Annotated in this window: 7 protein-coding genes; 5 read left to right on the top strand and 2 right to left on the bottom strand. The window is 73.3% G+C overall.

Annotated features, from left to right (window positions below; genetic code table 11):
- The coding region (locus tag IEZ12_RS16895) for a metal-dependent transcriptional regulator (RefSeq protein ID WP_229847607.1) at positions 1-486 on the top strand (486 nt) is incomplete at its 5' end.
- A 395-nt stretch (positions 487-881) separates the two neighbouring features.
- Here the strand turns inward: IEZ12_RS16895 and IEZ12_RS16890 are convergent.
- On the bottom strand, positions 882-1,586 hold the full coding sequence (locus tag IEZ12_RS16890) for a bifunctional DNA primase/polymerase (protein WP_189272753.1): 705 nt from the start codon (positions 1,584-1,586) through the stop codon (positions 882-884).
- A gap of 255 nt (positions 1,587-1,841) precedes the next feature.
- On the opposite strand from IEZ12_RS16890, the gene IEZ12_RS16885 reads away from it, so the two are divergent.
- Both IEZ12_RS16885 and IEZ12_RS16880 read left to right on the top strand, forming a co-directional pair.
- Entirely contained in the window at positions 1,842-3,218 is a 1,377-nt protein-coding gene (locus IEZ12_RS16885; protein ID WP_043915647.1) for an NsdA family TPR-like regulatory protein, read from the top strand.
- A gap of 204 nt (positions 3,219-3,422) precedes the next feature.
- Positions 3,423-4,568: a hypothetical protein gene (locus tag IEZ12_RS16880; RefSeq protein WP_189272752.1), complete on the top strand. Its 1,146-nt coding sequence runs from the start codon at positions 3,423-3,425 to the stop codon at positions 4,566-4,568.
- A 267-nt stretch (positions 4,569-4,835) separates the two neighbouring features.
- On the opposite strand, the gene IEZ12_RS16875 is transcribed toward IEZ12_RS16880, so the two are convergent.
- Complete coding sequence (locus tag IEZ12_RS16875) at positions 4,836-6,107, bottom strand: ABC transporter substrate-binding protein (RefSeq protein WP_100587524.1); 1,272 nt, start codon at positions 6,105-6,107, stop codon at positions 4,836-4,838.
- A 281-nt stretch (positions 6,108-6,388) separates the two neighbouring features.
- On the opposite strand from IEZ12_RS16875, the gene IEZ12_RS16870 reads away from it, so the two are divergent.
- Positions 6,389-6,832, top strand: a complete 444-nt coding sequence (locus IEZ12_RS16870; protein ID WP_229847606.1) for an SCO4402 family protein — start codon at positions 6,389-6,391, stop codon at positions 6,830-6,832.
- 113 nt (positions 6,833-6,945) lie between these two features.
- Positions 6,946-7,410 (top strand): formyltetrahydrofolate deformylase (locus IEZ12_RS38505; RefSeq protein ID WP_505744216.1); only part of this gene is annotated, 465 nt, incomplete at its 3' end.

Raw genomic sequence — 7,410 nt, 5'->3', positions numbered from 1 at the left:
CGCCGGCTGGCCGTGCGGGTGATGCGCAAGCACCGCATCGCCGAGTGCCTGCTGGTGGACGTGATCGGCCTGGAGTGGGAGCAGGTCCACGAGGAGGCCTGCCGCTGGGAGCACGTGATGAGCGAGACGGTCGAGCGCAAGGTGCTCGCCATGCTCGGCCACCCCACCCAGTCCCCGTACGGCAACCCGATCCCGGGTCTGGACGAGCTCGGCGACACCAAGGCCGAGGGCGAGGGCTACGACGCCGGGCTGGTGACGCTGGAGTCGGTGGCCGGCAAGGACGGCGCGGACGTGGTGGTGCGCCGGATCGGCGAGCCGATCCAGACCGACGGCGAGCTGATGCGCACCCTGCGCCGTGCGGGCGTCCGCCCCGGCGCGACAGTGCGGGTCGCCCCGGCGGCCGGCGGCGTGCTGGTCGGCACCGGCGACGGCGCGGCCGAGCTCGGCAAGGAGATCGCCGCGCACGTGTTCGTCGCCCAGGCATAGCCGACCCGCCCGCCCGGGGGTGCGGAACGGGGGCGCGGAACGGGGGTGCGGAACGCGCCTCGGGGCCCGGTGTCCCCGCACCGGGCCCCGCGCGTTCCCCCCGACTCCCCTCCGTTCCCTCCCCGATCCCCCGCCGTCCCTCCCTGATCCCCCGTGCCGCCGCGTTCGGCTTCCCCGACCGAACGCCCTCCCGGCAGCCCCCCACGCTCTCGGCCCGACCGCTCCTTCCGCTCCACCGACCCGCTCCACCGACCCTGTGCCGACGCTGAGGATGATCCCCCCGGCAACCGCGGCCAACCCTTGAGCGCCGTCACCCGATCGATGGGCTTGTCCTGCTGACCTGCGGGTATGACCACTCGTTTCCGGAAGATCACGCTCCGGACAGTCGGCGGGCCTCACACGGCGGCGGTCTCCCGCTGGACGAGGCGCGGGGCCGACGGGTCGCGCCGACAGGCGTACGCCAGCGGGCTCACCAGCTCCACCGCGTCCGGCAGCCACCGGTTCAGCAGCGTCGGCGGCCGGGCCCACAGCGCGGTGGCGTGCCCGCCGAACCGGGACGGCGGCGCCACCAGCCAGTCGCCCTCGCCGCGCGCCACCAGGTCCAGCCCGTCCGAGGTGCAGCCGATCTGCCGCAGCAGCTCGGGCAGCTTGGCGACCGCGCCCGGCAGCACCAGGAAGTGCAGCCGCCGCCCGCTGCGCCCCCGGGCGGCCGGCGCGGCCACCACCGGGCCGAGCGGCAGCCCCATCCGCTCCATCCGGGCCAGCGCCAGGCAGCCCGCCACCTCCGGCACGTCCAGCACGTCGAACGCCCGCCCGGTGGGCAGCAGGATCGAGGCCTCCGGGCGCTCCGTCCACCACCCGCGCACCACCGCGGACCCCACGCTGGCCAGCAGCCCCCAGTCCGCGCCCACCGGGTGTGCGCCGGGGAGCGCGCAGCCCGGATCGCCGCAGGAGCAGCGGACGGCCGCGCCGTCGCCGTCGAGCAGCCACGTTCCTGGGACCACCTCCCAATGGCGTTCCTCGGCACAGCGGACGGCCTCGGCCAGCAGGGACGTCGGATCGGGTTGGGGGTCTTGGGGGGCGTTGTCCACGTGGAGCACAACTACCGTCCGTGAGTGGGGGTTACGGGCCGCCGCCGAGCGATTCGAACGGGGCGCACGTTGTCACCCGGGACGGTGATCCTGGTCGGAACCCCCCGTCGCAGCAGGGGCGGTAACGGGCGCAGTGGGGGCGCACAGGGGCATTCATCAGGGCGCGTGGGGAGTGGGTACGTCACCGTGGGTATTCCGCATGGTGTTGCACAGTCGTCGCCCTCCGGTCGGGTCCGGACGGCGTTGGGGAGGCGGAAAAATCCCATGGCCGCGAGACCGCTCGTCGCACGAGAGCCGAACGAACGTCTGCAGCAGCTGATCCAGGAGGCGGGCTGCTCCAATGCGGGCCTGGCCCGCCGGGTCAACCTCTGCGGAGCCGAGCACGGGCTCGACCTGCGATACGACAAGACGTCCGTCGCCCGCTGGCTGCGCGGGCAACAACCCCGCGGGCAGGCGCCCGCCGTCATCGCCGAGGCCCTCGGCCGCAAACTCGGCCGCGGCGTCACCGTGGACGAGATCGGCATGGCCGACGGCAAGAGCCTCAGCTCCGCCGTCGGACTCCAGTTCGCGCCCAGCCTGGGCACCGCGCTGGAGCAGATCTGCGAACTGTGGCGCAGCGACGTCGGCAAGCGCGACTTCCTGGCCGGCACCACCGTCGCCGCCTCCGCCCTGGTCGAACCCAGCCGGGACTGGCTGATCACCCCGCCCGACCCGGTGGTCGCCCGCACCGGCGGCACCCGGGTCGGCCTCGCCGACGTCGCGGCGATCCGGGCCACCACCCAGATGCTGGTCGACCTCGACCACCGGTTCGGCAGCGGCCACGTCCGCCCCGTCGTGGTGCACTACCTGAACAGCGTGGTCTCCGGCTTCCTCGGCGGCTCCTACCGCGACGAGACGGGCCGTCAACTCTTCGGCGCCGTCGCCCGGCTGACCGAACTCGCCGGCTACATGGCGGTCGACACCGGCCAGCCCGGCCTGGCCCAGCGCTACTACATCCAGGCGCTGCGCCTCGCCCAGGCCGCCGACGACCGCGGCTACGGCGGCTACGTGCTGGCCGCCTCGATGAGCCACCTCGCCGCGACCCTCGGCAACCCCCGGGAGATCGCCCAACTCGCCCGCGCCGCCCAGGAAGGCGCCCGCACGGTGGCCACCCCCACCGCGATGGCGATGTTCTACGCCGCCGAGGCCCGCGGACACGCCCTGCTCGGCGACGCGTACGCCTGCGAGGCGGTCGCCGCGAAGGCGCTCGCCGCGATGGAGCGCCGCAACCCCGTCGACGACCCGGACTGGATCGTGCACTTCGACGAGGCCTACCTGGCCGACGAGTTGGCGCACTGTCACCGGGACCTCCAGCAGGGCGAGCGGGCCGAGCACTACGCCCGCACCGCGCTCGAACTGCACCCCGCGCACCGGGTCCGCCGGCGCGCCGTCGACCTGGTGCTGCTCGCCACCGCCCAACTCCAGCAGCGCGACCTCGAACGCGCCTGCGAGACCGGCACCGAGGCGGTCCGGCTGCTCAGCGGGCTGCGCTCGAACCGGGGCGTGGAGTACCTGGACGACTTCCGCACCAGGCTGGAGCCGTACCGGGGCCACCGGGCGGTCCGCGAGTTCCACGCCCGGATGGACGGGGAGGCCGCGTAGCGGGCGGGTACGGGCGGTGCTGGTCGGCACGATCGGGGCGGGGCGGACGTTCGTGAAGCAATAGCACAGAACAACGGCCCGCGTAGTCACCTGTGCCGGTGAACCGGTAGCGTGGCCTCGCAGTTGTGGTCCGTCGTCAGCAACCCCGACGGGGCAACCGAAAGGCCCGGGATCCCGGTGCCGTGCACAGGTGAGGTAATCGCGTTGAGCCAGCGCCGCTCGTATCCGAACTCCGGCGACTTCAATCTGGACGACCTGTTCCGGCCGGAGCCCGCCACGGACGGTCAGGGCACCCCGGTGCAGGCCGCGCAGCCCCCGTACGCCCAGCCACAGCCGCAGCCCCCTGTTCCGCAGCAGCAGTCCGCCCCGCCGCTGGGGCAGAGCGGCAGCCCCGAGTACTGGGGCGCGGCGCCGGGGGCGCCGGCGGCTCCGGTCCCGCAGGAGGACGCCGGAGCCACCCAGTACCTGCCGCCCTACCCGGCCGGCGACCCGTCCGTGGCCGCCGCGCCGAACGCGCCGACGCAGCTCGGATTCCCGCAACAGGGCTACGCCGCACAGACGTTCGGCGGACAGCAGCAGTACCCGACGCCCGCCCCTGTGCAGCAGCCGAGCTACGGCGGCGCGTACGGCGCGGTCCCGCCCCAGCAGCAGCAGTACCCGAGCGCGCCGGAGCCCGGGTACGGCGGGCCCGCGAACGGCGGCGACCGCCGCAAGCCCAACACCAAGGTGCTGATCGGCGCGGGCGTGGCCGGTGTCGCGGTGATCGCGGTGCTGATCGGCGTGCTCGCCGGTGGCGGTGGCGGTGGCGACGACAAGACCAAGGACCAGTCCAAGGCCAAGACCACGACCAGCCAGCAGCCGTCCGCACCGGCCGGCGGCGGGGACGGCGCGGTCAGCCCCGCGATGAAGGCGCAGGCGCAGGCGATGTCCGACCTGCTCGGCACCGCGAGTGCGAGCCGCAGCTCGGTCGTCAACGCCGTCACTGCCGTCGGCAAGTGCCAGACCCTGCCGGACGCGCAGGCCGCGCTGACGGCGGCGGCCTCGCAGCGGCAGGACCTGCTGAAGAAGCTCGGCGACCTGAAGGTCGATCAGCTCGCCGACGGCGCCAAGCTGGTGGAGCAGCTGCAGAAGGCCTGGCAGGCGTCCTCCACCGCCGACTCCGAATACGCCCTGTGGGCCGGGGACCTGGTCGCGGGGTGCGATGCGGGCAAGGCGAAGGACAACGACCACTACCGCAACGGCAACACCGCGAGCGGCTCCGCCACGACGGCGAAGGAGCAGGCCGCGGGGCTGTGGGGGGCGATCGCGTCGAAGACGGGGCTCCCGAACAAGGGCGCGAGCGAGCTGTAGCGGGGCGCGCGGGGAGACTCGCGCGAGCAGGCGGGCGCGAAGACAGGGGCGCTGGGGGTACCCCCGGGCGAAGCCGAGGGGGCGGAACTGCGCGACAAGCGCCAACCTGTCCGTGAGGTCGCGATCAATGGCAAGTCATTGCCTGCCTCGCGATCTTGCGGCGGGTGCCTTCCGCTGCGCGCAGTTCTCCCCCAGCCCTGGCGGGCCGGGAGGTACCCCCACGCGCCCCTGTCTTCGCGCCCCGCCTGCGTCTCGCGCTCCCCGCGTTCAGCCGGCGAGGATCGTGCGGACGTCTGTGAAGCCCTGGTGTTGCTCCGTCAGGCGGCCGTTGCGGACCTGCTGGAAGGTGACGGAGGTGTTCACCAGCCGGGGGGAGTCGGCGGTGGGGAGCATGTTGGTGACGCCCCAGCCGAGGGGCGGGGTGGTGCCGGCGGTGTCGATGGGGTCGCCGCTGTCGAGGACGGTCTGCAGGGCCTTCGCGGTGAGCGGGCGGGACGGGTCGACGCGGCCGGCGGCCTGGCGCAGGACGGTGTAGGCGACCCAGGTGGTCTGGACGCCGGGGTCGGAGACGTCGATGGTGGTGCCGTTGCCGTAGGTGCGGACGGTGGCGCGCAGGTTGTCCCAGACGGGGGAGCTCTCGGCGGGGAACCAGCCGGTGGCGTACGCGCCGCGCAGCGGGCCGTTGTCGCCGCCGGTGGAGTCGACCACGGACTGCTGGAAGGAGCCGATGACCGAGGCGAGTTGGGTGTTCCTGGGGTTGGCGCGGCGGTAGGGGTCGAGCAGGTTGCCGGTGGGTTCGGCGCCGAGGGCGGAGAGCACGCAGTTGCCGGGGCGGTCGTCGCCGATGGCCCGTCGGGTGTAGGGGGAGTAGTCGTTGGACTTCTCGGGGGCCTTGATGTCGGTGACCTTGATGCCGGTCTGCTTGACGGCGGTGTTGAGGTAGCTGACCAGGGCGTCGCCGGCCCGGCTGTCGGGGCGGATCAGGGCGATCTGCTTGCAGCCGGCTTCGATCAGCTGGCGTCCGCTGCCCGCGACGAGGGCGGGGGTGCCGCCGTTGACGGGGTAGGAGAGCGGGCTGCTGAACTCGGGCGTGGAGAGGCCGTAGCCGCCGATGAACGGGATGCCGGCCGCTTCCAGGACGGGGATGAAGTTGCTGCCGTACTGGCTGGCGGAGCCGACCACGGCGACGGCGTGGGCGTTGACGGCCTGGTCGGCGCAGGCGGTGGCGCCGTCGGTGGTGTCGTGCTCGTTGCAGGTGAGGATGTGGACCTTGCGGCCGCCCAGGCCGTCGTGCGCGTTCAGGTCGCGGCCGATGGCTTCGGCGAGGGCGGTCATGCCCGGCCGGTCGGCGGCGCCGGTGCCGGCGGGGGCGAAGGTCATCACGGTGACGTCGCGGGCGGTGGAGTCGGCGGCGGCCGGGCCGCCGCAGGCGGTGGCGGAGAGCAGGGCGGGCAGCACCAGGCCGGCGGCGAGAGCGGCGGTGGTGGTGCGACGGCCGCTGACGGCGGGTGACGGGTGGGGGGTTCCGGTCCGCGTCATGGTGCGCTGTTCCTCCCTGGACACTGCGGGGACTGACCCGTGCTCCGTTGCGCAGGTTCGGCGGGTCAAGGGTGGTCGCGGCCGCACACGGCGAGAGGGACGCGATGTGAACGGACCGCCAACGGGGAAGGAACTCCGGGCGCGTGGATGTGATGACGCGTGTGGAACGGGGTCGGTGGAGGAACGTACGATCGACTCCCGTGTCCGACAGCGTGGATTCTCCGTACCGTTCTGCCCGAAACCCTTCTCGTCCGGGCGGCCGCTCCAGCACGATGGGCGTCATGCCCCTGACTGACCTGCCTTGGTGGCGCTGGCGCGCCCGGATCCGTTCGGCGTTGCACATGCTTTCCGATCCCGGCTTCCAGCGGACGGCCTGGTTGGACGGGCACGGGCAGGGCGGCTACGGGGATCTCTCCGACGCGGTGTACCGGCTGGTCGAGGACAGCTGGCTGGACCGCTGGTCGGCGGAGAAGTACGTGGGCTCGGTGTTCCGGGACTCCGCGGAGGCGGTCGCGGTGGACGCCGCGGTGCTGCGGGTGCTGCGGATCGTGCACCAGGTCGGCGAGGACGCCCCGGCGGCCGTCTACCTCGGGCACCAGGAGTGGCCGGAGGCGGTGCAGGCGGCGCGCGAGGCGCACCACCGGCTGGCCGCCAACGACGGCACGGATCCGGACCTGCCGCCGTCCACGCTGGCCGAGTTGCGGCAACTGACCGCGCACGGCTGAGCGCCGGGGCGGAAGCGTGGTCTCGGGTGGCGGGCGGTGACCGCGCGGCCGGGGGATTTGTGCCAGGCTGGGCGGTCCGTCCGCACCAGAGCCGAGAAACGGGACCCCGAGACATGGCCGAGACTGCCCACTCCCAGTACGTTCTGACGCTGTCCTGCCCGGACAAGCAGGGCATCGTGCACGCGGTCTCCAGCTACCTGTTCATGACCGGCTGCAACATCATCGACAGCCAGCAGTACGGCGACGCCGGCACCGGGCTGTTCTTCATGCGGGTGCACTTCTCGGCCGAGGAGCCGGTGTCGGCGGAGAAGCTGCGGGCGTCGTTCGCCGCGGTCGGCGCCTCGTTCCGGATGGACTGGCAGATCCACGAGGCCGCGGAGCGGATGCGGGTGCTGCTGATGGTCTCCAAGTTCGGGCACTGCCTGAACGACCTGCTGTTCCGGACCCGGATCGGGGCGCTGCCGGTGGAGATCGTCGGGGTGGTCTCCAACCACCCGGACTTCCGGGAGCTGACCGAGTCCTACGGCGTCCCGTTCCACTACCTGCCGGTCGCCAAGGACGCCAAGGCGCAGGCCGAG

The sequence above is a fragment of the Kitasatospora griseola genome, assembly GCF_014648555.1.
GTDB lineage: Bacteria > Actinomycetota > Actinomycetes > Streptomycetales > Streptomycetaceae > Kitasatospora > Kitasatospora griseola.
The sequence above is the reverse complement of the archived record's forward strand: the minus strand, read 5'-3'. Positions and strand labels throughout refer to the sequence as shown.

Excerpts from the sequence above, each read along its gene's own strand:
- IEZ12_RS16885 (WP_043915647.1), top strand. The coding sequence starts at position 1,842 with ATGGCCGCGAGACCGCTCGTCGCACGAGAGCCGAACGAACGTCTGCAG.
- IEZ12_RS16870 (WP_229847606.1), top strand. The coding sequence starts at position 6,389 with ATGCCCCTGACTGACCTGCCTTGGTGGCGCTGGCGCGCCCGGATCCGT.
- IEZ12_RS16875 (WP_100587524.1), bottom strand. The coding sequence starts at position 6,107 with ATGACGCGGACCGGAACCCCCCACCCGTCACCCGCCGTCAGCGGCCGT.